The sequence below is a fragment of the Butyricimonas sp. BSD2780061689_150309_C8 genome (genome assembly GCF_015560935.1).
Lineage (GTDB): Bacteria > Bacteroidota > Bacteroidia > Bacteroidales > Marinifilaceae > Butyricimonas > Butyricimonas paravirosa.
Genome location: NZ_JADMSV010000008.1, coordinates 12,201 through 38,170 on the forward strand (window position 1 = coordinate 12,201; position 25,970 = coordinate 38,170).

Annotated in this window: 20 protein-coding genes and 1 riboswitch; of the genes, 1 reads left to right on the plus strand and 19 read right to left on the minus strand. The window is 45.6% G+C overall.

Annotated features, from left to right (window positions below; all coding sequences use genetic code 11):
• Positions 1-569 precede the first annotated feature (569 nt).
• The 6 genes from I2I33_RS08575 to I2I33_RS08600 all read right to left on the minus strand — a co-directional run bounded on the left by I2I33_RS08575 (position 570) and on the right by I2I33_RS08600 (position 9,672).
• A complete protein-coding gene (locus tag I2I33_RS08575) occupies positions 570-2,045 on the minus strand; it encodes a PKD-like family lipoprotein (RefSeq protein ID WP_087420762.1) in 1,476 nt (491 codons plus the stop codon).
• 18 nt (positions 2,046-2,063) lie between these two features.
• Positions 2,064-2,849, minus strand: a complete 786-nt coding sequence (locus I2I33_RS08580) for a DUF4843 domain-containing protein (RefSeq protein WP_087420761.1) — start codon at positions 2,847-2,849, stop codon at positions 2,064-2,066.
• Between the two features lie 20 nt (positions 2,850-2,869).
• Positions 2,870-4,372 carry a RagB/SusD family nutrient uptake outer membrane protein gene (locus I2I33_RS08585; RefSeq protein ID WP_162613753.1) on the minus strand — a complete coding sequence of 501 codons (1,503 nt, stop codon included), beginning with the start codon at positions 4,370-4,372 and terminating at the stop codon, positions 2,870-2,872.
• A gap of 17 nt (positions 4,373-4,389) precedes the next feature.
• The gene (locus tag I2I33_RS08590) at positions 4,390-7,764 is read right to left on the minus strand and encodes a SusC/RagA family TonB-linked outer membrane protein (RefSeq protein WP_087420759.1); all 3,375 of its coding nucleotides are present in this window, start codon (positions 7,762-7,764) and stop codon (positions 4,390-4,392) included.
• A gap of 71 nt (positions 7,765-7,835) precedes the next feature.
• On the minus strand, positions 7,836-9,002 hold the full coding sequence (locus I2I33_RS08595; protein WP_087420758.1) for a FecR family protein: 1,167 nt from the start codon (positions 9,000-9,002) through the stop codon (positions 7,836-7,838).
• A gap of 112 nt (positions 9,003-9,114) precedes the next feature.
• Entirely contained in the window at positions 9,115-9,672 is a 558-nt protein-coding gene (locus I2I33_RS08600) for an RNA polymerase sigma factor (protein WP_087421284.1), read from the minus strand.
• A gap of 188 nt (positions 9,673-9,860) precedes the next feature.
• Between I2I33_RS08600 and I2I33_RS08605 the strand changes: the two genes are divergently transcribed.
• On the plus strand, positions 9,861-10,052 hold the full coding sequence (locus I2I33_RS08605) for a hypothetical protein (RefSeq protein WP_087420757.1): 192 nt from the start codon (positions 9,861-9,863) through the stop codon (positions 10,050-10,052).
• Positions 10,053-10,259: 207 nt separating this feature from the next.
• Here the strand turns inward: I2I33_RS08605 and ribE are convergent, their stop codons facing one another.
• The 13 genes from ribE to I2I33_RS08670 form a co-directional block, all read right to left on the minus strand.
• The gene (ribE, locus tag I2I33_RS08610) at positions 10,260-10,721 is read right to left on the minus strand and encodes a 6,7-dimethyl-8-ribityllumazine synthase (protein WP_027202226.1); all 462 of its coding nucleotides are present in this window, start codon (positions 10,719-10,721) and stop codon (positions 10,260-10,262) included.
• 11 nt (positions 10,722-10,732) lie between these two features.
• The gene (locus I2I33_RS08615) at positions 10,733-11,986 is read right to left on the minus strand and encodes a bifunctional 3,4-dihydroxy-2-butanone-4-phosphate synthase/GTP cyclohydrolase II (protein ID WP_087420756.1); all 1,254 of its coding nucleotides are present in this window, start codon (positions 11,984-11,986) and stop codon (positions 10,733-10,735) included.
• 63 nt (positions 11,987-12,049) lie between these two features.
• Positions 12,050-12,697 carry a riboflavin synthase gene (locus I2I33_RS08620; RefSeq protein WP_087420755.1) on the minus strand — a complete coding sequence of 216 codons (648 nt, stop codon included), beginning with the start codon at positions 12,695-12,697 and terminating at the stop codon, positions 12,050-12,052.
• Positions 12,698-12,779: 82 nt separating this feature from the next.
• A complete protein-coding gene (gene ribD / locus I2I33_RS08625; RefSeq protein ID WP_087421283.1) occupies positions 12,780-13,886 on the minus strand; it encodes a bifunctional diaminohydroxyphosphoribosylaminopyrimidine deaminase/5-amino-6-(5-phosphoribosylamino)uracil reductase RibD in 1,107 nt (368 codons plus the stop codon).
• Between the two features lie 93 nt (positions 13,887-13,979).
• Positions 13,980-14,101: riboswitch (FMN riboswitch) on the minus strand.
• Positions 14,102-14,184: 83 nt separating this feature from the next.
• Entirely contained in the window at positions 14,185-15,495 is a 1,311-nt protein-coding gene (locus I2I33_RS08630; RefSeq protein ID WP_162613751.1) for a MutS-related protein, read from the minus strand.
• Positions 15,476-16,150, minus strand: coding sequence for an ABC transporter ATP-binding protein (locus tag I2I33_RS08635; protein ID WP_087420753.1), 675 nt, complete (start codon positions 16,148-16,150; stop codon positions 15,476-15,478). The genes I2I33_RS08630 and I2I33_RS08635 overlap by 20 nt, the downstream gene beginning before the upstream one ends.
• A gap of 2 nt (positions 16,151-16,152) precedes the next feature.
• Positions 16,153-16,479 carry a hypothetical protein gene (locus I2I33_RS08640; RefSeq protein ID WP_087420752.1) on the minus strand — a complete coding sequence of 109 codons (327 nt, stop codon included), beginning with the start codon at positions 16,477-16,479 and terminating at the stop codon, positions 16,153-16,155.
• Positions 16,479-17,219 (minus strand): DUF169 domain-containing protein, encoded by a 741-nt coding sequence (locus I2I33_RS08645; RefSeq protein WP_087420751.1) that lies wholly within the window; start codon positions 17,217-17,219, stop codon positions 16,479-16,481. The genes I2I33_RS08640 and I2I33_RS08645 overlap by 1 nt, the downstream gene beginning before the upstream one ends.
• A 361-nt stretch (positions 17,220-17,580) precedes the next feature.
• On the minus strand, positions 17,581-19,617 hold the full coding sequence (locus I2I33_RS08650) for a M13 family metallopeptidase (protein WP_087420750.1): 2,037 nt from the start codon (positions 19,615-19,617) through the stop codon (positions 17,581-17,583).
• A 213-nt stretch (positions 19,618-19,830) separates the two neighbouring features.
• Positions 19,831-20,151, minus strand: coding sequence for a 50S ribosome-binding protein YggL (locus I2I33_RS08655; RefSeq protein ID WP_087420749.1), 321 nt, complete (start codon positions 20,149-20,151; stop codon positions 19,831-19,833).
• A 12-nt stretch (positions 20,152-20,163) separates the two neighbouring features.
• Entirely contained in the window at positions 20,164-22,242 is a 2,079-nt protein-coding gene (locus I2I33_RS08660) for an alpha-L-fucosidase (protein WP_087420748.1), read from the minus strand.
• Positions 22,243-22,724: 482 nt separating this feature from the next.
• The gene (locus I2I33_RS08665; RefSeq protein WP_087420747.1) at positions 22,725-25,019 is read right to left on the minus strand and encodes a Gldg family protein; all 2,295 of its coding nucleotides are present in this window, start codon (positions 25,017-25,019) and stop codon (positions 22,725-22,727) included.
• Positions 25,020-25,040: 21 nt separating this feature from the next.
• On the minus strand, positions 25,041-25,961 hold the full coding sequence (locus I2I33_RS08670; protein ID WP_087420746.1) for an ABC transporter ATP-binding protein: 921 nt from the start codon (positions 25,959-25,961) through the stop codon (positions 25,041-25,043).
• Positions 25,962-25,970: the final 9 nt, after the last annotated feature.

Genomic DNA, 25,970 nt, shown 5'->3' on the forward strand with positions numbered 1-25,970 from the left:
GTATTCCAAAAAGAACGGTCCCGCCTGACCCGTTGCATATCACTTCGAGGAAGCTGGGGACACATTAATGCTCCCCACGGGGGTACGGAACCGAATATCGGCAACAGCAGCAAACAAAAAAATGCCTGCCACTGAAATTGAAGCAGGTTTACTGCTCCCTCGAATATGATATGCGTCACAAATATACAACATTTTTAAACAAAGCAAACAGCAACATGAGAATAAATTCATCAAAAATGTAACTATATACCCTAATCTATGGAAATTCCTATGGCAACGTAGCCACGAAAATTTATCGTTGCTCCCCTGTTGCCACCCGATTGCTTTCCATTATCCGAGTCCCGACAATGTTATTTTTACTTATATCCTGTTAAAATGGCGGCTATATGCGGGCGATAATCGGGCGACAATCGGGCGATAGCGCCTAACTGTCGCCTAACAGTCTGCCAACCAACAGAGAACTGGGATATTCATCCGTTAGAATGCCCATAGAAAAGGGACAAAAATGCAACACACGAAAAAAGGTTGCCCGATAACGGACAACCTTCTCTCATCTATAAAAACCTACACTAGAACCACGGGTTCGCATCATATCCTTTTGCCACCACACATTTTCCCATCACGTTACGATGCACTTTAACTTCTTTCGTCGTAAGATCTACAAGAGCGAACGATCCTTTATTCTCGTGACTGCTGCCGGCATCATAAGTAGCGATGATCAAATGCGTCTCTTTTGACGACACGGCCACGGCAACCGGTACCCCCAAGTCATCCGGCAAGGTTGTCAAATCTGCCAGTTGCGGTTTCAAAACCGGAGAAGTGTACACTTTGTTACCTACCACGAAATACCAGTCCTGTCCGACCAAAATACCCCGTGTATTAGCATCCGCCCCCGCCAAAGAGAGAGATTCGGAAGTTTTCAATATACCCTGTTCCTTGATTTCAGGGTCTTCATCTTTTGCTGCCCTGAAATCAATATATTGCAGTGAAACCAGATTAATTTTTCCAGATTCAGCCAAAGCCAACGACAGGACATGAGCATCGGCATCCATCCCCACGGATTGTGTAATAAGAGTCTGTCCCTCGTAACTCGGTTGCTCCTTGATCTCGATAACCCGATCCAGCGCGTAGCTATCTGACACCAAGCCCTGCTCCGGATCGTTAATCTGCTTCTTCAGTACATAATACTTCTTGCTCAGTTCGTCAAAAACAAACACGTAGCCATAATAAGAGGCCGGATGACTCCACTTATACTCCTTGTCATGTTGTGCCGGACGATATAACAGCCCCGAATTATAGGAATAAATCTTCTCGTTCGAGATAAAATAAGGAGTACCCGTGGCCATCATCACGCCATCTGTCGGGTTATAGGAATCTCCCTCGAACATAAAACTGGAATTCGTGATCAACCCGGTAGGCATGAAAGCCCCGTTATCCGTGATAATCGTGGGAGTCTCCCCCTTGGCGGAGATCACGTAAAACGTGTAATAATAATCCCCTAAAGAAGAGATATTACCGAATTGTTCGATGATCGCCTTCGGCTCGCTCCCTAGGGAATATCCCCCGATATTATCCACGTGAATACAATCCGTCGTACCTTCTTTGGCAGAAAAATAGGACAAAATTGATTCCTTGTTCGCCCCCTCGCACAAGAAATAATATCCCCAGGAGAAAGGCGACGTCACGGAAATATTAAAAGAGTAGAAATATTTCATGTCATTCTTCGAATCCGTGACAATGTAACGACAATCATGTTTACCCACGTTCAAACTACCGGGAATCGTATATTCCAAATCTCGGGTCGTGGCAACTTCCTCTCCCTCGATCGTCCAACTGTACACGAGTCCCTCTTCCGACGGGAGCAGGGAACGCTCAAATTCCGGCACCAACTTCAATACCTCGTAACTCTGCACGGCGGTATCCGTGGGAATACCTTTAATTTTCAAATTATTGGCAGGGGCATAATCGTAATTTCCTTTATCTTCCGAACAAGCGAAAAATATCGCTGCCAGCAAAAGTAGATATATCGTTATATTCTTTTTCATAATAAACAGGTTTAAGGATTAAGGAAGAGTGATTCTGGGTTTGGAAGTATCCCCGTCCGGGTACACCTCGTTATCAATAAAATACTGCTTCAACTTACGAATAAACATAAATGTTGAAGGGTACCAACTGGACATCGTGTAATAAGGCATTTGTCCCCAGTATAACTGTTTACCGGTATCCGGACCGTATTTCTCCAAATTGGGATCGGCTCCCAAATAATAGATCTCCTGCCACTTGGCATACTTCTCACGAGAAAATTCACCAAAATATCTTTCCCAGGTAGCCCACCAAGTTGGGGGTTGCAAAATATCGGTGAAGGATATTTTAGCCTTCAACAACTCCGCGGCTCCCAATGCAAAATGTTCATTCTGTTCCAAACGAAAGGTGATTGTTCTCCACTCTTTTTTCAAGACATCGGTACGTTTCACGGTCACCCGCAAAGTATCAATCAATTCACCTGCCGGGATCATCCCTTTGGATAAAGACGTTTCATCCCAATCATTTCCAGTAGCGGTTCCCGATTCAACAACCACTTTAAAACCCCGGTCCTGATCGGTCACCAGACCAACAGAATTTACCGGAATTTTAAACGTGTATTCCGTCACCGACAGATCGTCCATAGCAAAAGAATACATCAAGCTATCCTCCCGGACAGTTGTCTTTCTCCCGTATTGATCCAGAACGAATGGCATATCGAAATAAATATAATTCGTTGAGTTATCAAACTCATCTATCGCCTTATCACAGGACACGGCTATCATGCCGGCAATAGCCATGATCATATATAATATTATCTTTTTCATAGTATAACTCGCTTATTAGGTTACTTGTCTCCTTTGGGGTTCGTGTTGGGGGAATACTCGTATTCTTCATCCGGGATAGGGAACACGTACTTGTCCTCCGTCGGGGCAATAATTACCCCTTGACGCACGTAAAAATCCCGGTACAGCCTCTTGTAAATAGGCCACATCCGACCTTCCCCTATAAAATCTTTTCGCATCTCCCGCATCAAGTATTCCATCAATTCCTCATTTCCGTATGGACCTGCCAATTTAGCCAGATTCCGGGAATCCCTTACCTCGTTCAGATACTCCAACGCTTTCCCGTTATCCACTCCAATCGATGTTTCGCAGGCAACATAGTACACTTCAGACAGTTTCAAGATAGCCACCTCCGGGTAGTAAGGCAAATATATCGTGCCGGGATGCGAGGTTTCGTAAAGTTTCTGGAAATTGTAATAATCCGCACCGGAAGAAGGCCTCTGGAACCAAACACGCAAACGATTATCCGTACCCGAACCATCCGGGGCCCGCCCGTAAAGTTCATTCAGGTATATATCATACTGGTTGGGAGTAATACAGAAATTTGCCTCGGCATTCCCTTTTTCCATTCCGAAAGTATCTCGGGCCACTTCCCACAGGTCATTCTTGTAGAATCCCAACAACATCTCCTCGCCCATGTTAATATCATACAGTTTATCCGTCTTGTCCGTCAGGGTGAATAACTCGGTGGATTTACACTCATCAATCAAGTTCACGGCCAACTGCCGGGCCCCCACTTTATTCATCAATGCCAGTTCCACTCGCATCAACAATCCTTTCACGGCATACAGGTTCATCCGGTCACCCCTTCTTTCCAACACGGCATGATAATCAAGCATAGAACTATTTCCGTTCCCGTAACGTTTATTCTCAACGATCGGATCATTTTTCAACAATTCTTCTGCCTTTGTCAAGTCTTCCTTGGCTTTCGTCAACACGGAACGCATAGATTCAAATTCCTGTGCCTTCACGTTATACTCCGTGCGGTAAGCGATACATTTCTTATCCAAATCGGCCTCCGTGCGAATCACCGGACCATACATAGACGCCAGTTCCATGTGGATAAAAGCTCTCAAAGCATACGCCTCTCCCTCTATCAATTCGGCATACTTGATCTTGTCCCGGTTCCCTTCCAAAGATTCCAAAATGTAATTGGCCTGCGTGATCCCCTGGTACATCATGGACCAAATTGCCTTGAAACGAGTTTTTGAAGTTGCATCCTCGTAGTCAAACAACGATTGTTTGTAATAAGGATTCTTCGTCTTCGTGGACAAATCCCAGTATTGAGCCAACACGTCCATCATCCCGAACGATAATTCCATCCCGTAAAGTGTCTCCGAAGTCAACTTATAATAAATACCATCCAAGGCAGAATTATATCCCTTCTCGTCCGTAAGCAAATCTTCGCCCTGCACTTGTCCCTGCGGAACCACGTCCAGCCAGTCGTTACATGACGAGAACGACAACAGAGCGATCAACACGATAATTACATATTTCAATTTCATAACCTGATCCATTTAAATTAAAAACTGACATTTAACCCGAACACGAAACTACGTTGGAAAGGATAGTCAATTCCTCGTTCATTCTTCACGGTTGAAGCTCGGAACACGTCGTTCATGTAAAAGCTCAACCTCAACGTATTCATTCCAAACCGACTGATCCACGCCTTGTTCACCTCGTAAGACAAAGAGAGCGTCGACAACTGCACCGTGTTATCCTTTTGCACGAAACGACTGGAAATATAAGTCGTCTTGTAATCCTTTATATTTTTGTAGAGAGCATGTTGTCCCGGTTCTTTCCACCGATCCTTCAACACCCGACGGTCTGCATTCTTCGCGGGATCGGCACCTTCAACCCGTTGAGCCAATGTCGAATTATAATAATCCGCACCGAAATTATACTTAAATACCATATTCAAATTCCAGCCCTTCCAATACAGGTTGGTTCCGAAGTTCCCGAAGACCTTGGGCTCCGTGTCCCCGCAAATCACTTTGTCTTCCGCATCCCACGTGTAAGTCAGTTCTCCGTTTTTCTTCACGAACAACTCCTTACCGGTTGTCGGGTCAATACCTAGAGAACGGACAGCCTTAATCGCGCTCATCGATTCGCCTTCCTCGTAAACTGCTCCCGGAACTTGAGTATTTTTATTATTCTCATCGTTCACCGTTTTCAAGGCAGTGGAGATCTTTCTAATCTTATTTTTGTTGTTGGCAGCCTGAAACATCACCGACCATTCCAATTCCTTTTCCATATCACGGATAATCACGGCATTCAGATTCACCTCCAGCCCTTTATTCTGAATCTCTCCCAAATTTGCCGTGTAGTTATCCGAGGGGAAACCCAGAGAAGGAGCCACGGTGATCGTAGTCAACAATCCCTGTGTCTTTTTCAAATAATAGTTGAACTGCACACGAATACGGTCTTTCGCATAACCAAAATCCAACCCGAAATTCGATTGGTACTGGTTCTGCCATTCCAGATCCGGATTCCCGTACCCCATCAACTCCGCCGTAACGGAAGAATTATACAAACGATCCGTGTTGAACTGGAACATCGTCTGGGCCTGGTAAGCCGAGAACTCCTGGTTACCCGTTACACCGTATGAATAACGCAGTTTTAGCATACTCACCTTTGTCGATTTAAAGAATTTCTCGTTATGCACGTTCCACCCGGCACCCACGGACCAGAAAGGTGCAAAACGTTTGTCTACTCCAAATTTGGAAGAGCCGTCAATACGCACGGATACATCCGCAAAATAACGATCATCATAAATATAATTCCCGTTAGCGAAGAAACCGATGGAACGGGATTTACTCTCGTCACTGGTAGCTCTTGAATTTTCCTTGAACTGGATGGCAAAAGCCGGGTCGGAATAGCGATCGTCCGGGAATCCGGTTAACGTGAAACCATGTGAATTACTATCATCCTGTTTCACCTCACACCCGATACCCGCGTAAAGAATATGTTTCTCCCCGAACAGAGTATTATAGTTCAATGTAATATTCCCGTTATACCCCAAGCTACTCCCGTCCGTCATGGACAAATACCCACGCTTTGCTATCGGAAGATATTCCTGCATTCGATTTTCTGAATTATAAACGGTATTCAAAAACTCCGCGGAGAATGGAGACTTATAGTTCTCCCCACTGGTTTCACCTTTCACGATCGAGATTTGTCCTTTCAAACGTAGTCCCTCCCGGATAAACCAGTCCACGCTCAATTGTTCCGTGAACTCCTGCATCTTCGTGAAATTGCGATTAGGCAAAAAAGCATCATATAGGGGATTCGTCGTCCCGTCGCTCAACTTGGCAATCAGCTCCCCGTTTTCATCATAAATCCGTTCGTAGGGATTCAACGCAGCATACGTGGAAAAACTGCCATAAGGAGAATTATAAGCCTTCGTGTGAGCATAGGACATATAATTCCGAATCGTCACCTTATCCTTTATCCGGTAGATCAAGGTAAACCCCAACCCCAAACGATCACGCCCGGATTCCTTCATCACCCCCTTATTCTGATTGTACGAGGCATCGATACCGTAACGCACGTTATCCGCCCCACCTTCCACGAATATGGAATGAGCATGAGAGAACGAGGACTCTACCGGTTGAGATAACCAGTAAGTGTTCACTCCCTCTACAATATTTTTATATTTCGTGTAATATGACTCATCCAATTTCGCCTGCTCCCGACGATTATTCTCCTCGTAACCGACACTTCCCTCATACTCGTACAACCCCGCCTCTTTCTCGTACTGCAATTTCTCCCGGGCATTCATCAAATCATAATCTGTCAGGTCTACCACCCCGATGGTCGGTTTGAAATCGTAAGTCACTCGTAACTTCCCCGCCTGGGGAGCTGTCGTCTCGATTACGATCACCCCGTTCGATGCCCGGGAACCGTAAAGAATCGTGGCCGAGGCATCCTTCAACAAGGTAATACTTTCGATACGATTAACATCCATGTCGAAAACTTTTTGGGCAGACACTTCAAAACCGTCCAAAATAAAAATAGGGGTCGTCGACCCGTTCTGAAAAGACCCTTTACCACGGATAGTAAAGTCGGGTAACACGTTCGGGTTAGACCCGTCCAGATTATTCTCGTTAATCTTGAATCCCGCATCAATAGCCGAAATCGTGGTAAAAATATTCCCCGTCGACACCTTGGCTAATTCCTGCTTCGTGATCATGGTTGTCGTTCCCGCGAAACCGCTTTTCTTGCGGGTCAATAATCCGGTCACGACCACCTCGTCCACCTCCATCACCTCTTCTTTCATGACCACCGTCCAATCACCCTTCGGCATATTACGGTAAAGAACGGTTTGCGGGATCATCCCCACGAACGAGAAAAGAAATTCCGCATTCGGAGATTCCGGTATCGTTAAAGAAAACTTTCCATCCTCGTCAGTTGTTACCCCGATCGTGGTCCCTTTCAGTAAAACAGTGACACCCGGTAACGTGGCCCCCTTTTCATCCTTGACAACCCCTTTTACTGTCACGCTCTTTTGCACGGAATCCCGTGCCGTGACGACTATCGGATAAATGACAATCACGTCCTTCTCCAGGCGATAGGTCAAATTCGTCCCTCTCAACACCTCATTCATCACCTCACGAATCGGAGTGTTGGCAAACTTCACGCTCTTCGTTCCCGCGGTTCTCAACTCCTCGTGATTAAACAAAAACTTGTACCCCGAAATACTCCGCACGTGTTTAATTATCTCCTCCACCCTCATATTTTCCGCAGAAAAACTAACACTACCTTCTTGACTATACGCGGCCGAAAAGGCGGGTATAGAAAAGACGAAAACCAGTAAGGTCATCAATTTCATGGGCAAACATCGATTTAAATGTACCCGCAGACCAAGCAATGGATACAACACATTGTTTTTTTTCATAACTTTGTTTCAATTAAATATGATTATTTTTGACCGGCAGAGAAATGGCAGTTTCTTCACCGGTCTCTTTTTTATTTGTATTTCACGATAATATTCCTTCCATTTACGACAAATTCGACATTCGTGGTTAACCCGATTAACTTCAGCACCTCCATGAAATCTTCATACCGCCCCAGATCCCCAGTAAAATGCAAATCCTTGATAGACTCGTTCTGATAAAATATATCCACGTTATACCATCTGGACAAACGATTCAATATGCTCTCCAATCGTTCTTCCTCAAAAATAAATGTTCCGTTTCTCCAGGAACAATACGCATCCGCATTCACCCTGTACTTAACAACAGTTCCGGTTGCAACCGTCACGTCAGCTTGATCCCCGGGGACCAAACGATATTCTTTCTCCCCAACCCAAAGTCCCACGCTTCCGGTTTCCAGCGTTGTTATCATATTGGCATCTTCCCGATAAGCACTCACGTTAAATGAAGTTCCATATACCCGTACTGCATTCTTGCCTACCCGGACAACAAAAGGCATGGTCGTGTCACGAGCGACCTGGAAATAAGCTTCTCCATCAAGCTCAATCACTCTCTCCGAACCCACGAAACAAGTCGGGTAAACCAGGCGTGTCTGAGAATTCAACCACACCCGGGTACCATCACTCAATTCCAGCACGTATTCGCCACCCCGAGGTACTTCCATCGTGTTGTACTCCACTTTATCCGGGGATTTCTCGCTTCCTTTGACATAGGTCACCCGTCCTTCACCCCTCCGGATAAAAGAATTACCCGCATCAATCATGGTTTCATCCTTTTGCATCTTATCAAGCAATACCACCCGCCCGTCGGACAAAGTCAATTTCGCCCGGCTCTCTCCCGGCATCAACAACGTATTAACAGCAACCTGTTCTACCGGTTTCATCCCTCGATTCCAATAAATAACGGTCCCCAGTACGATCAGAGGAATTACCACGGCTGCCACTTGTATCCAGCGACGACGGATCGAAATTCTCTTTCTCTTCTCCACGTGTCTGTCAAAGTCACGAATCATGGCCTCCACATCCACCCGGATCTCGCTCTCTTCCCCCGAATCCCACAACTTCCCCAGCCGTTCGAAATATTTCCGATGTCGTATGCTCGCATCATACCAAGCCTGAAACTCCTGTTCCTCCTTGCTTGAAAGAGTTCCCCGAAGTTTTCCGGCAAGTATTCTCCATTCTATAAAATTATCTTCACGCATACTCGATTCATTTTACCACAAGTACACACGGAGATTCAAAACGGGGGACAATGTTTTAAAATATTTTCAAAGAAAAGTTCTGCATCTCAAGAACACTTCTCCAAGAGGACCATCACACGGAAAAAAGAATAAATGACAGATGTTCTCTCAAATACTTTAACGAACGTTTCAAATGGGTTTTTACCGTAGATTCCGCCACATCCATCTCCAAGGCAATGTCTTTCACCTTTTTCCCTTCCACGATATGCTCCAACAACACGAATCTACCCTTGTCCGGTAGTTCCTGTAATACCTGTTTCAATCGGGCCCGAATATCATCATCCACTCCTTCATCATCTACCCCCGAAAACAACATTGCCTCCACAATTTTGTCTCCATGACTATCCTTAATTTTAATCGATCGCAAATAATTCAGACAATTATTTTTCACGATTATCAACAGATAAAGAAAAATGTTCTTGTTCTCGTCATACTGGGAAAGATTCTCCCATAACGAAAAAAAAGCATTCTGTACCAAATCCGTAGCCTCCTCGACATCGCAGGTATAACGAACAGCATAACGAACATAACGTTCAAAGTAACAGCGATAAAGCGTGTGAAAAGCTTCATGATCACCTCTCTTTACACGACACCCTATTTCCTTTAACTCCTGTTCGTTTAATGTTCCCATACAACCCACCTTCAACTATTAACAATTATAGATGTACGAAAATACTTATTTATTGAAACAAAACAATAAACAAGAACAAATTTTATATGTATGAGCTTTAAAGAACCACGTTAAATAGATTTTACATCAATACAAGATGATTATCATGCATATATCATACTATTGCATATCCTTTGCAGAAAACAGAAATGGTAAAAACAGAATCATTGGAGCTTGAAAATACCGCAAACCCAAGTCCAAGCAACGATCCATGGTTTAATGCTCCAGACAACATGGCATCCATAGAAGGTGGGATAGAAGAATCCCCAAATGGTGACGTGAAAACATACACCATCAATGAAATTAGAGAACTCTTAGATATACGAATGCCCAAAAACTAAAAAGGGGCTGTCCCCAAAGTCATTTCTCAAACTCCCTCCCGGCTTCGCCGTACTCCCTCTATAAACAGAGGGAGAGTTGAAATACTCCCTGTCTTCGGGAAGAGTCACCAGCTCTTCCTCTGTTTATAGAGGAGGTGGCACGAAGTGACGGAGGAGTTTTTTGAGTGAAAATGACCTTTGGGACAGTCCCTTTCCAATTTATAAAAATCAAATCTGTTTCAACAAATTAATCATTTCGATAGCCGTAGTTACCGCCTCGAAACCTTTATTTCCGGCTTTTGTTCCGGCTCTTTCAACAGCTTGTTCGATCGTGTCGGTAGTCAGGACACCGAAGATAATCGGGGTTCCCGTTTGCAGTCCGACATTAGCAATCCCTTTGGTTGCCTCGTTAGCCACCATATCGAAATGAGGAGTTGCCCCACGAATCACGGCACCCAAGCAAACAACGGCATCATACTTTTTCGTCTCGGCCATCTTCTTAGCCACTAACGGAATTTCAAAAGCACCCGGAACCCAAGCCAAGTCAATATTTGCCTCATCTCCACCATGACGTTTGAAAGCATCCAACGCTCCACCCAACAATTTACTCGTGATAAACTCGTTAAAACGTCCTGCAACGATACCAATTCGTTGGCCTTCTGCCAATAATTTCCCTTCCAGTAAATTCATAGTCTTTATATTTATTTGTTTTCTAATCCTTCTTTCAATTTCTCGATCTCTTCCCGTTGACGCACGTGGATCATGTGTCCCATCTTCTTGTACTTCGTGTACATATAAAACTCGTTCTTCTCGTTACAAGTCATTTCAATCGGCTCACGTCCCACGATTTCAATACCGTATCCGGTCAAACCATTAATTTTTAACGGGTTATTCGTCATCAAGATCATTTTCTTCACGCCCAGATCTGCCAAAATCTCTGCCCCGGTACCGTATTCACGCAAGTCGGCCTTAAACCCAAGAGCGATATTTGCCTCCACGGTATCCATTCCCTCGTCTTGCAGGTGATAAGCCTTCAATTTATTAATCAAACCGATACCCCGACCTTCCTGACGCATATACAACAATACTCCCCGACCTCTCTCTCCGATCCGACGCATGGCCTCGGCCAGCTGGTCTCCACAATCACAACGCAAAGAACCGAACACGTCTCCCGTCAAACACTCCGAATGTACCCGGCACAATACAGGTTCCCCGTCTGTCACGTCACCTTTCACTAAAGCGATATGATGTTCCCCGTTAATCTTGTTCACATACCCGTAGGCCTTGAAGTCCCCGTATTTTGTTGGCATATCAGCCTCGGTTACCCGTTCGATCAATATCTCTGTTTTCCGACGATAGGTGATCAAATCAGCCACCGTGATCATTTTCATTCCATGCGCTTTAGCAAACTCCATCAACTCCGGTGTACGCATCATCGTTCCATCCTCCCGCATAATCTCGCAACACAAGCCACACTCTTTCAACCCGGCAATTCGCATCAAGTCCACCGTGGCCTCCGTGTGTCCCATACGCTCCAGCACGCCCCCCTTCTTTGCCTCCAACGGGAACATGTGTCCCGGACGACGGAAATCTTCCGGTTTCGCATCATCCTCTACCGCTTTCATCGCGGTCACGGAACGCTCCAACGCGGAAATACCCGTGGTCGTGTCCACGTGATCGATTGACACCGTGAACGCCGTGCAATGGTTATCCGTGTTCGTGGCAACCATCTGTTCCAACCCCAACTTCGTGGTCAAAGCCTTGCTCATCGGCATACAAATCAATCCTTTAGCATAAGAAGCCATGAAGTTCACGTTCTCCAACGTGGCAAACTCGGCCGCACAAATCAAATCCCCCTCGTTCTCCCGATCCGGGTCATCCACGGCGATAATCATCTTTCCGGCTCTCAAATCTGCAACAGCCTCTTCAATCGTACTAAATTTAAATTCTTCCATATCTCAATACTCCTAAATTTATCTCCTTAAACTTTTATCTTTTAGTTTTTATCTTTTAACTTTCTAAAATCCATTCGCTAACAAGAAATCCAACGTCAACCCGCCTTTCGGCTCTGCCGGGGCTGTCGGACGCATTAACTTCTCCACGTATTTGGCAATCACGTCATTTTCAAGGTTCACCACGTCACCAATCTTTTTCTTCACTAACGTCGTTTCATCCTGCGTGTGCGGAATAATAGAAACCGTAAACCCCGTATCCGTCACGGCCACGACCGTTAGGCTTATCCCGTCAATCGTGATAGAACCTTTATCCACGATATAACGCAACAGCTCTGCCGGGGCTGAAATCATGATCCAAATGGCATTCTCGTCTTTCTCTCTCCCAACAATCTTCCCCAGCCCGTCAACATGACCCGACACGATATGTCCACCCAAGCGCCCGTTCAACGTCAACGCCCTCTCCAGATTCACCCGGTCCCCAACGTGCAGCTCTCCTAAATTGCTACGCTGCATCGTCTCCGGCATCACATCCGCACAGAAACTCCCGTTAGCAAAAGAGATCACGGTCAGGCAAACCCCGTTCGTGGCAATACTATCCCCCACGTGCAAATCCTCCAACACCTTCTTTGCCTGCACTTCCAGCACCACGCTCCGGTTTCCCCGCTTGATACCCCGTATGGTTCCTATTTCTTCGATTATACCTGTAAACATCTTAATTTTAGATTTACAATTTATGATTTTAGATTTCCTCTCTCAATGCCCTCACTTTTTTAATCACGAAATCTATTATCTTTTAGTTTTTAACTTTTAGTTTTAAAAGGACATCATGACCGATGTTCAGTACGTTTTCCAATTCAAGGTTAATAGCGTCAGCCATTTTCTCCATCCCTGCACCTTCTACCGGAGTCTTGGCATTCATTCCCCCCACGATCTTCGGGGCAATAAAAGCATACAATTCATCCGCAAGCCCCTCCGACAAAAATGTGTAATTCAAACTTCCTCCTCCTTCTAACAAAATGGAATCAATTCCGGACAGCCCCAACAATTCCAACAAGTTCCTGACATCCACAAGTCCTTCCTTCTCCTTGCAAAGTAACATCTCCACACCCGTCTCTCGCAAAGCTTTCACTCTCTCTTCCGGAGCAAAACGGGTATGAGCCACGATGGTACGATACTCTCCGGCCGTTTTCACGAGCTGGCTATCCAAAGACAAACGGGCATTACTATCCACCACCACTCGTATCGGCTGTCTGACACCACGCCCCTCAATCCGGCAATTCAATAAAGGATCGTCCGCCACGGCCGTCCCGATTCCCACTAATATAGCCATAAAACGATGCCGCAATTCATGCACGTAAGCTTGCGCTTCCGCTCCCGTGATCCATTTCGAATCTCCCGTCCGGGTCGCGATCTTCCCGTCCAACGTCATCGCGGTCTTCATTGCCACCCAAGGCAACTTTGTCGATATATATTTCAAAAATACTCGATTCTGTTCCCGCAAAGCCTCTTCCTCGACCCCGCAAACCACCTCTATCCCAGCCTCTCGTAACAAGGCAATACCTTTCCCTGCCACCAACGGGTTCGGATCTTCCATCCCGACCACCACCCGGGCAATCCCATGTTCAATAATGGCCTCCGTGCAAGGCGGGGTCTTTCCATAATGGCAACAAGGTTCCAATGTCACGTACATCGTGGCTCCTTCCGCAGGAACCGTACAATTCTTGAAAGCGTTCCTCTCCGCATGCCATTCTCCGCATCTCTCGTGCCATCCTTCCCCGATCACCTTTCCCCCCTTCACGATCACGGCTCCCACCATCGGATTCGGATTCGTGAATCCTACTCCCCGTTCGGCAAGCTCCATCGCCCGTCGCATATATTCAATGTCTTCCTGTCTCACCATGTTCAAAACCTCCTTTAAACAAAAATGCCCCGAATGCATACACATTCGGGGCATAGATTTATATTGTATTAATATAACATCAATTACAACTAAATATTTCCTCTATCATCCGGACTTTAACCGTCGGTTTCAGAATTTCACTGAATCAGTCCCTCGAAAGGGAGTCGCGGACTATAACCGCCGGTAGGGAGTTGCACCCTGCCCCGAAGAAACATTTTACAAACGCAAAAATAGAAATAATTCTAATGATAACAAACAAGTAAAGAATAATTCATGATTTTTTTCTGTATTCACTTGTTCATAACGATTCTATCAAATCCACCACCCCCGCTTTCTTCAAAATATACATCCCTATCCGTTCGTCGGAAACTCCTTCCCGCAAGCGATAGGTGTAACGGGGTTCTCCCGTTGTCATGTCTATTTCAAAGAAACGGAAACATACCGAAGGAAACGGTTTCAAAAATTCCGCCACCTCGACAATATGCGTGGAAATCATAAACACCCCATATTCCAACCGGGCCAATCCACCAATTACCGCACAAGAGGCATCATACGCATCCTTCACGTTAGTTCCCCGGAATAGTTCATCAAAAACCACCACCACTTCCTGTAAATCCCGCACCTGTTCCACGATATATTTTACCCGGGCAACCTCATTATAATAATGACTGTATCCCAATGACAGATTATCCGACAAATTAATCGTGGTAAATAACCCTTTAAACACGGACAATTCCATCCGATCTGCCGGTACGGGAAAGCCGCAATGAGCCAGATAAACCGCCACCCCGAAAGCCTTCATGCAAGTTGATTTTCCCGCCATGTTCGGCCCTGTCAGGAAACATAGATGCTGCCGTTCGTCAAGCAAAACATCATTCTTCACCGGATTTTTCAAAAACAAGTGATACAATCCCTCGATCCTCACCGTTCTCCCACTTTCCGTGAAAATCGGAAACGTCAACTCCTCCCCTTTAGTCATAATCCCCAACGATCGTAAAGCATCCAGCATATACAAGGTATCCAGCACAACACGAACCCCATCAAGTTCTTTCCCCCGAAAATAAAGATCCAGGCTTTCTCGTGTCCAAAAAGAATCTTTTTTCTGATTCACCAAGTATTGCATCCCTTCACGGGCAAGCGTTTCTTTCACCCTCTGTTGCATATCCCTTACCATCTCCGGCACTCTCCCCGCTGGCAACTCGTCCATAAAAGTCCCCAACTCACGGATAAGCCGCCCAAGATACGGGACTGCACGTTGGCGCAGATAACAATCATTATCCGGTTTCAACCATCCTTTCACCGCCCGACTCGTTAAATGATACATATTGCGTTGAGGCACATCCTCCTGTTGCAGGTAAACCTCGATAAAACTCAATTCTTCCCGATGAATATCCAAAAAGAATGGCAATTGCCCCAGATAGCGAATTGCTTCTACTCGACCCCGGATTTTATTGACCTCTGTCAACGGCCTTTCTAACATCTTTCTCATACAAGCCTTACCCCCGTCAGAGCAAGCGGTATTGAAACAAGAGAAAATACTTTTCCCATCCAAAGCCTGATTGAACAACTCCAGATCGTTCAACGTCTGTTCATCTATCTTGAATTCCATCTGCATTCCTTATATATCCTAACAATTCGAGATCCTCACGTCCATTGACCCGCCAGGTCTTACCACTTCTCAACATAAATAACTCGTCACTAATATCTATCACGTCCTCGAAATAGTGATCGGTAATTACAATCCCTTTCCGTTTCTTTTCCCGCCGGATCACCTCTTTCATTTTCTGCACGTGCAGGGGCATCATAAAAGAGAACGGCTCATCCAACAAACAAAATTTCGAATCCGAGGCCAGAACCGCGTACACCTCAATCATCCTTCGCTCCCCCGTGGAAAAAGTCTTCATCCGCTTTCGGGCTGTCCCTACAAAATCGGGAAAGTCCTCCACGAAACTCTCGAACGCCACCCCGAAATCATCAAACACCTGTTTCACGGACAAACCCGGTAGCACGAAACTCTGTTGCAAAAGATAACGTATATCCTCCGGGCGCCTTTCTCTTGTCAACAAGCCCCTTCCGTCGATAGCCACATATTGATCCTTCAACCTCAACTCCCCGTAAATAACTTGCATCAGACAACTTTTCCCACCCCCGTTCCGGCCAAGGATACCGACAACCTGCCCCGTTTCACAGTGCAGGCAAGCATCCCACAGGACACGCTTAAACCCGTATTCCAGGTGGAGATTACTTACATCAAGCGTATGCATAATTACAATTGATAAGCGATTAACATACAGATCACGTACGTCAGGAAATCAAACACCAAAGCCATACCCCAAACCCATCGGATCGACATCCCCACGTTCTTGTAATAATAGAAAAAACGTCCTGATTTCCGTTTTGTAGTAAACCGAATGAATACCATCGTGGCTACCTTGAACCAAAAGGTAGCCACAACGATCACCGCCACCACGGCCGGTGATTTCATCCGGTAAATGAACATAATCAGCCCGCAGGCAAAGGACACGGCAAGAGCGGAAGCCGCAAACATCTCGTAAAACGAGACGCATAACCGGGCTCCCCGTTTCACGTCCATCACATCCGTTTTTGCATCATCTTCCACGTATTCGTGATCAGGAAACTCTCCTCCATCTGGTCAATCATCTCCATGAATTTCGAGATCGGCACGGCAAAAGACAATAGATTATTACCCGTACATAACCTTGCCGACGGGTCGAACATCCCAAGCACCGCTCTTTTCGTACCCTCTATTTGTTCCCGGTAAGGATAGTAAATAATAGAGGTACAGCCGGCCCCGAAAGGAGAGATCACCGCCTCCTGTTTCGAACTGTCAAAACCGGCTAAGGTGAAAAGCCCCGAGATAACATCCGCCGGGGCAAAGAAAAACACAGCCTCCGGCTCGTCCTGCTCCGTCAAGTGATCCCAACGTTTAAACACCAGGCAATCGCCTTTTCTCGGAAGTTCATGGATCGTTTTCAAAAAAGCATTCACCTGTTCCGGAGTCCGTTTATAGCGCTCGCAGTGAGGCGTGTTTTCCCCGTGAGACAGGAAATATTCGAATCCCTCCCTCATACTTTTACTGAATCCCAGGTAAAACTTTCCTCCGCCACATCCCACAGAATCCGGTAAGAAACAAAGCGATTCACCTTTACGAACTCGCCCAAGCTGGGCTATGATACAAGTATGCCCCATCGCCTTCTTCACGATCGTGGCGTTATTATTTTCCTTTGAATAATAAAATGCAACAGGAAGTTCCGCATCATTGAAATATTTCTTCCAAAGAGCAATAAACTGATCTCGCTTAACTATGTCCATAACCCTTTTAATTTTAGTATCAAGCAAATATAAATTATTTTTTGGTTAAAAACAAATCTATGCAGGTAACAATCCTAGTTCCTAGCCCCTTCCCGATTTATACCTTCTTTAGACACGCTTAGTAATCTCGCCGTACTCTCCTTGGTGTCTCCTGTATATATACATGATGTATGAAGAAAATATCGCCCATAAATTGATAGTCCACACCGTTAACCTATCGTTGACCTTTCGTTAACCTATCGTTAACCTACTAACGAGACACCGACGCAAGTATACAGTAATACAGGCGAGATGCCCCTATAAAACATTCCCCGGATCAGCATGGCCAACCCGGGGAATCAATATCATAAAAACTAACCTATTACCAAATAGAAGCTCTTTTCTCAACCGGCAAATACAATGCATCTCCCTCTTTCACGCCAAACGCATCATACCACATACTGATGTGAGGAAGTGCTGCATTCACACGCCACCGTCCCAAAGAGTGAGGATCGGATTTCGTTTGCAAACGGATTTGTTCATCACGGGTGTTTTCTGCCCAAACATTGGCGTATGACAAGAAGAAACGTTGTTCCGGGGTGAAACCATGCTCGTCTTTTCCAAGCGGTTTTTCAGCCATCGCTTTCTGTAATGCTAGGAATGACACTTGTAAACCACCATGGTCAGCGATATTCTCACCTAACGTCAGTTCTCCATTCGCTTTCAAGCCCGGTAACACCTCTATATTTCCAAAATAGTCTACTAACACTTGGGCTCTTTCCTTGAAGTTCTTGGCATCCTCCGGAGTCCACCAGTCTTTCAAGTTTCCATCCTTATCATATTGACGCCCTTGATCATCAAAACCATGAGTCATTTCATGACCGATAACAACTCCAATAGCACCATAATTACAAGCATCATCCGCATTCATGTCAAAGAACGGGTATTGAAGAATAGCTGCCGGGAAACAAATTTCGTTCGTCGTCGGATTATAATAAGCATTTACAGTTTGCGGGGTCATCAACCATTCGTCCTTATCGACCGGTTTACCTGCCTTGGCAATCATTTTATCATGATCGAAATGATTGGAACGAATAATATTCGCCCAGTAAGAATCATTCTTTATTTCCAGATTGGAATAATCTCTCCATTTATCAGGATAACCCACTTTTACATGGAAGGCGGCCAATTTTTCCAAAGCTTTCGCTTTCGTCTCTTCACTCATCCATTCTAATCCTTGAATCCGTTCGCCTAAAGCTTTCTGCAAGTTTCCAACCAACTTAATCATACGCTCTTTAGCCGCAGCAGGGAAATATTTCTCGGTATACATTTGTCCGACGGCCTCTCCCAGCACACCATTCACAGCGCTAACAGCACGTTTCCATCGAGGTTGCATTTCTTTCGTTCCGGAAAGAGTTCTTCCATAAAAATCAAAGTTCTGTGCAACAAAGTTATCACTCAAATAAGAAGATGCCGTATTAATCACATTCCACTGTAAATAAGCCTTCAATACATCCAAATCTTCTTTTTTCAATAAGTCGGCAACCGTTTTGATCTCATCCATTTGTCCCACGTTCACATCCTGCAAATCTTTCAACCCGATCGTCGTGAAATAAGCATCCCAATCTATTGACGGAACTTCTTTCTTCAATTGTGCCACTGTAATTTTATTGTAATTCGCATACGGGTCACGCAATTCCACGGCAGACTTAGAAGCTTCAGCCAAACGAGTCTCGACTGTCATCACATTCTTTGCGGCTTTTTGGGCTTCTTCCGCGGTAAACCCGGCCAATTGGAACATCTTGCCCACGTGTTCTTCAAACTTCGTGCGAATTTCCTTCGTATGGTCATCACCATCCAAATAATATTCACGTTCCCCCAAGCTTAAACCTCCTTGATACAACTGGGCAATGTTCATAGAACTGTTCATGTCGTCAGCCCCCACGTACAAACCGAAGAAAGGTCCGAAACCATCCCGGTGCATAGTTGCTATCTCCTGAGATAAACCATTTCTATCTTTGATTGCCGCCAATTTATCCAAGTATTCTTTAATCGGGGCAACCCCGTCCGCATTCAATTTAGCACTATCCATGGCGATATTATACAAATCCCCGATTTTCTGGGTGATACTGCCCGGCTGAGATTGTTGTTTAGCCAGTTCCTCGATCAATCCTTTGATCTGGGTACGATTATTTTCGGCCAATTGATCGAATGAACCGAAACTTGAATACTCATCCGTGAGCGGGTTAGCTTTCATCCAGCCTCCACAGGCATACTGGTAAAAATCATTTCTCGGATTAATCGTCTGATCCAGATTCGCAAGGCGGATTCCACTTTCCTGGGTCGCCTCTTTTTTACTATTGCAACTTGTAGCTATCAATGCTAAAGCAATAAAAGGTAAATAAAATTTTGTTCTCATATAATCAGTTTTCTAGTCATCTCGCCATAACGGAAAATACCCGTAAAGTTCTTTCAACCAATAAAATCACATACACGATTCATGTTAACCCTGAAAAGAAGTTGAGCATAAACAACCCACGAGAACCTTACAAACTTGGGGCTGTATTTACAGCCCCAAGCGCAGACAAAAATATAATATTTTATAATGAAATGAAAACTGATCGGTGTTTTTTTACCACCCGTACCAGGCATCTTTCAATTCTCCGACAGTAATGGATTCCAAATTCTGCCCGTGTTCATCAAACCATTTCCGCACGATGTCCTGTTCTTCCGGAGTAACACTACCCCGTTCACGGGTAATGAATCCCCCACAAACATTGGAATTCCAACCTCCCCCCATTTCCAAAGAATGAGAATTCAACAAACTTGCCAACTCCTGCAACCATGCTTCAACCACTTGCATTTCCGTATCTGTCTTGAATTTGGCATCAAAAGAAAATCCCAGTTCCCGGAACTCTCCTCTATGTAATTTCTTACGTAATCTCTTTTTCATATCTATATTTTATTATTCTAATTCTACTCGTATATCCCGTAATCCCATATCGCTATTCTTGTTGGCAGGATGAGCCATTCCAAGACTGCAATCGTGAATTTCCCCGGAGTAAAGCTTCATTGATTTCAAACGAAGTTTATACTCTTCTTGTTTCACGTTCGGATTCATCAAATAGGTTACTTCTGTCCCGTAACGATTGTGTAACTTCACGACCAACTGATTATTTCCCTTCTTCAAATGTAGTTTTATCACCTCATTTGTCCGGGGTACTCCGCCAACATACGTACGCAACAACACATCCTTACCATTCAAGGCTACCTGCACCCCGTCGGCAACCCCTAATTCAACCAGTACATCCTGCTCCCGATCACTCGTTAATTCGTGTAATATATGCACCGACTGTTTCTCCTGCATTGGGATATTTAAGGCTTTTCCCGGTTTAAAATCATCCCACAAACGCCAAGCTGCCGCATTCACTTTCGGATCAAGAATCGTACCATTAAAGCGTTCTTCTTGAGGATCGAACATATACACCTTACCCCACGTGATCCCCTCCGGGTGGTTATTCAACTTTTGAACCTCCCCGCCCACCAAAGTCACATCCTGCTCTTTTCCGTCAATGGCCAAACGGAGTTCTTTTCCCTGCTCTCCAGCCGTGTAAACAATTGTCGGGGTAATGGTCTTTCCGGATTTTCTGAAATGCCAGCTAAACCCAACCGTACTCCGAAAACTGGAATAATAATCCATACTGGAATAAGCATACACGGGAATTGCATTCACAGCCGACAATTCACTCGTTTCAAGAATCCGGTCGGGAACAACCCGGAAGGCTCCGGCAAATTCCAGTTTCACCACGATCATGCCCCGATCCGGTTTCACATCCCCGGGAATATTTACCGACACGGACTGCCCATCCTGTTTCAAGTTCAAGGCCTTCCCGTCAACTAACAAACTTGCTTTTTTCGCTTTCCCGATCAACCCGTTCAAAATAATCTCCCGGTTAGCCGGGATCTTCTCAACAAACAAGTAGAGATTACTCCCCTTACAAGTAATGTCCCCCCATTCAACAGCATGATCAAAAGGATTAGCTGTCGTATTATAAATTCCTTCCCCGTAACGTTTCATCCATTTCCCCATTGCTAATAAAGCATCCCGTTCGAATTCTACCACGGAACCATCCCCTCTCGGACCAATGTTCAGTAAAAAGTTACCGCCACGGCTTACCACCTTCACTAAACTACGTAACTTCTCATCAATCTTTTTATCCAGACTCCCCCGTCCCTGCCAAGAGCGATAACTCCATGTCTCGTCGAAAAACGAGGCCGGTGTCTGCCAAGGCACTCCAATCTTGTAATCCGGGTAAGCATTATCCGCCATCACGGCAAAGTCTCCCCGGTCATTTCCCAAACGCCCACTCACCATACACTGCGGTTGCAGACGACTCACAAGGTCATACAACTCTTTACTCTGTTGCCCGCTCAAAGACCCCATGTCAAACCAAATTTCAGAAATCGGACCGTAATTCGTCATGATCTCTTCCACTTGATGCATACTGAACGCATGGTGTTCCTTCGAGATAGCATCCGCATTATGAGGGGTAATGCCATTTCCGGGGAAATTCCAATCAATCAATGAATAATAAACCGCAAACTTCACCCCCTGCCGACGGCAAGCATCCGACAATTCTTTCATCACGTCCCGCTTGAAAGGAGTTGCATCCACGATATTATACTTCGTATACTTGGAATGATACATACAAAAACCGTCATGATGCTTTGACGTGAACACGATGGACTTCATCCCCGCCGCCTTTGCCAAAGCCACCACGGAATCGGCATTCCATTTCTCCGGATCAAATTCTTTCGCCACCGCCTCGTACTCCGCCTTCGGGATCTTGGCAAAAGACTGTATCTGCTCACTATACCCGGAACGAACCGGTTGTCCCTTCCAAACTCCCCCCAACTCCGAATACAATCCCCAGTGAATAAACATGGAAAACTTCTGATTCACCCAATCCGGATTGGGTTTCTGTTGTCCAAAAGCGAATTGCACGCCTAACAACAAAATAACTAAACATCCGCGTAATAACATAATAAACACTTTTACAATTTAAACACTTTACACAAAATAGAGGTCGTAAATATAGCATTTATTGATGTTTTTAAAGCCCATTAACCTACAAATTATTCACGATCCGACTCAATTTATGACATAAAATTAATAGTAAAAAATTAAGGGATACCCCGGAAAGAACCGGGATATCCCAACACAACAGGAAAACTCACGGGGTTGCCCAAAAAGTCATTTTATTTCAAAAAACTCCTCCGTCACTTCGTGCCACCTCCTCTATAAACAGAGGAGGAGCTGGTGACTATCCCCGAATACAGAGAGCATTTCAGCTCTCCCTCTGTTTATAGAGGGAAATCGGCGAGTAAGCGAGAACAGACAGAGAGTTTACTCGTTGTCTGTCGAGCGAGAGCCGATTCGAGACTGCTTGCAGGCTCAATACCCCGAAGGGGGGAGGGAGTTAAAAAATGACTTTTTGGACATCCCCACTAAATTTTCACTTCTATTTATCGTCCTCGTCTCCTAATCCATATAAAGATCGCCCAGAAAGCTAACAGACCGGGCCAAACACCCATGAGTACCACTTTCCAGAAATACATCCAATCCATGCTCACGTACACTTTATTATCAGGCGGGGTAGGACGGCGCACGTCTATCGGCACCTCTTCATTGGATAACCAGAAGAAAGAACCGGATATTAAAGAGTAGTTTGCCGCAGCAACATCCTTACGCCCGATACTGATTTCCCCGTTACTCAGGCAATCCGCATCACCCAAGATAATAATGCGTTGTTCTTTCCCTCCCATCGGACGGGACATCGCCAAAGCCGTGACATACGAACGCTCAACTTCTCCAATCGAAGGATTAAGAGAAACCGTATCATCTAAAAAGTCTACCGTCTCCAATTCATTCCAACTGCCGATCGTGTCACTCACGAACAATGGCGTGATAGAAAATCCTTTATCCTCGAAACACTCCAACCCTGTCGTACTCGGCATGGTCACCACGTATTCCCGACGAATCATCTGGTTGAAGATATAGGAAAACTCTCCGGCCTCCTTTGTCGGCGTGGCGATAATAAAATCGGGCTGGAAATGCTCGCTCTTCTTCACCAAGCGCCCCGGCATAAACCGCACGCCGAAAGATTCCACCAACGGGTTCATAAACTCCTGACGACGAGGCTCCCCCGCGATCAACAGATTCCCCCCGCGAGCGATATAAGCATCCAGATTTGTTTGTTCATCCGCCGTCATCGGGTTTCTCATGTCCGCAATCACGATAATATCCACCTGTTCCGGGATCGGCTTATCCAATGTCACTTCTGTAAAGTCAAAACCTTGATTAACCAAAGAATAGCGGAACGGTTTATCTTGAGCGAAACGATTGTAGTCCCGGTCTCCTTCCCGAATACAATCCCTTTCCCCGTGCCCTTTCACGAAACCGACAAGAGGCAATTCCATCACCAACCGCTTGAAGGCGGCAGAGATTTCCGTCTCGAAGGGAAAACGCTGAATGTCATCGAATATCCGCAAGAATGTCTTCTCCCCGTTGTCCCGTTCCAGCAACCGTACGAAACGATTCCCTTCCGGTCCGAGATCAGCTATCTTTCTCACCTCTTCCGGGCGCATAAACATATTGGAATCCAAATTCCAGATTTCAGCACGTTTCAACATTCGCTCCCGGTCGGACAAATTGGGATAAGCCTTATCCAGTTCCGGATTCTTCGCCTTATCGTAATAATAGACGTATTTCATTTTAATTTCCGGCTTAAAGCGGGTGTACATCTTGAAACGTCGCAGATCATCGTTCACGCTACGGGGCAATCCGGCCCAATAGTTCTCCTCCAAGATATTCACGAAAGTTGTCATCGTCAATCCCCCATCCATCCGGGCCACGATACTCTGACTATTAGGAGTCAGCGTCCGTTGTTTCGTGGCTGTCGTGTCATAAAAACACATCAGCTTCGGCCGGGAAGTCATATATCCCAACAACATCGCGATCACGATAACACTCCCGTATTTCCCGACAGTCGTCATCCACGTCGTTTTCTGCCTACGGGACTGCAAGCGGATAATTGAAAGGAAAAGAAACAACGCCACCACGATCACAAAGTAGAGTACATCCTCGCTACAAATCAAACCGTTAATAAACTCCTGCGCCCGACCGTTAATCGCCAGCCAATACGTTATATCACGCACGAAATCAATATCCTGCCACATATCCCCCACGAAGTTCAGCACCGCCAACACCGCCAAGGTTCCCATGGCCGCCACGACCTGATAGGAAGTAATGCTCGACATGAATAACCCGATCGCGGCGTACGCACACACGAGCAAGTAAAGCCCGAGCATACCGGAAAGAATCAAGGGAACGTCTGCCGATTTTATAGTAATAGCGGCAAATACAAGGTACACGGCCAGAATACACATCAACACCAAGTTGTATATCATCATAGAAAGATATTTTCCCAAAATAATCTGCGTATTGGTAACCGGGGATGAGTACAGCAACTTGATCGATCCGCTACTCAATTCCCGACTCATCAACCCCATGGTCAACAACGGAATATAAAGATACAAGTATTGCTGCATCGCGATAAACATCCCCCGCCATCCGGCAAAGACGCCCATCGTCACGTTGTAAAGCCCGTACCCCAATTCCTGACTTCTCACGTTACCCGCCAAGCCATTCGTAAACGCCATACTCGCTTGAAAGGTGAATATCACCAGAATCAACCACGCGATCGGAGAGTAAAACAAGGTTTGCAACTCCGTGCGGGCTATTTTATATATTGTCTTCATCTCGTTATCTGTTTTTAGTCATTATTTCTTTGATAATTCAGCAAAAATCTCATCCAAGGAGCTCTTTTCCTGACGGATTTCGACTAATCGCCACCCTTTTGTCACGCTGGCCTCGACCAAACGTTCCGTTGCTTCCAGCGCATCCGAAAACTGAATCCGGAACTTCGATCCGCCCAGTTCATCCACGGCAACCACGCCCGGAATCTCCCGGATCACCTCTGCTGGTGGCGCGGCGATTAACGACACAAATAACGTATTGGGAACAATATAATTATCAAACTCATCCACGGTACCGGAAAAGACCACTTGCCCTTCCTCGATCATCCGGATATAATCACAAGTCGCCTGCACTTCAGAAAGGATATGCGTGGATAGAATCACGGTTCGGTCCACCGCGATCTCCCGGATCAGTTCCCGGATCTCCACGATCTGGTTCGGATCGAGCCCGTTTGTCGGCTCATCCAGTACCACGAAATCCGGATTATGAATGATAGCCTGCGCTATACCCAATCGTTGTTGATACCCTCCCGATAAGTTCCGGATCAATCGCCGACTGAAATGGGAAATTCCACAACGCCCCATCACGTCTTTCACGGCCCCTTGAACCTCATGAGCGGGAATTAGCCGCATATTGGCACAATGTACCAAATACTCCTCCACCGTCAAATCCATATGCAGGGGTGGTTTCTGCGGTAAAAAGCCCAAATGCTTTTTGGCCTCTACCGGATTCTCCCGTAAATTAATTCCCTTAATATACACCTCCCCCTCCGTCTGTTTCAACACGCCACAAATAATGTTCATCGTGGTTGACTTTCCTGCCCCGTTGGAGCCTAGCAACCCGTAAATGCCATTTCGCGTAATTTCAATATTAATATCCCGAATCGCCCATTGAATACTGTAACGATGAGATAAATGCTCCACTTTTACAATAGATTCTTCCATACATTTATT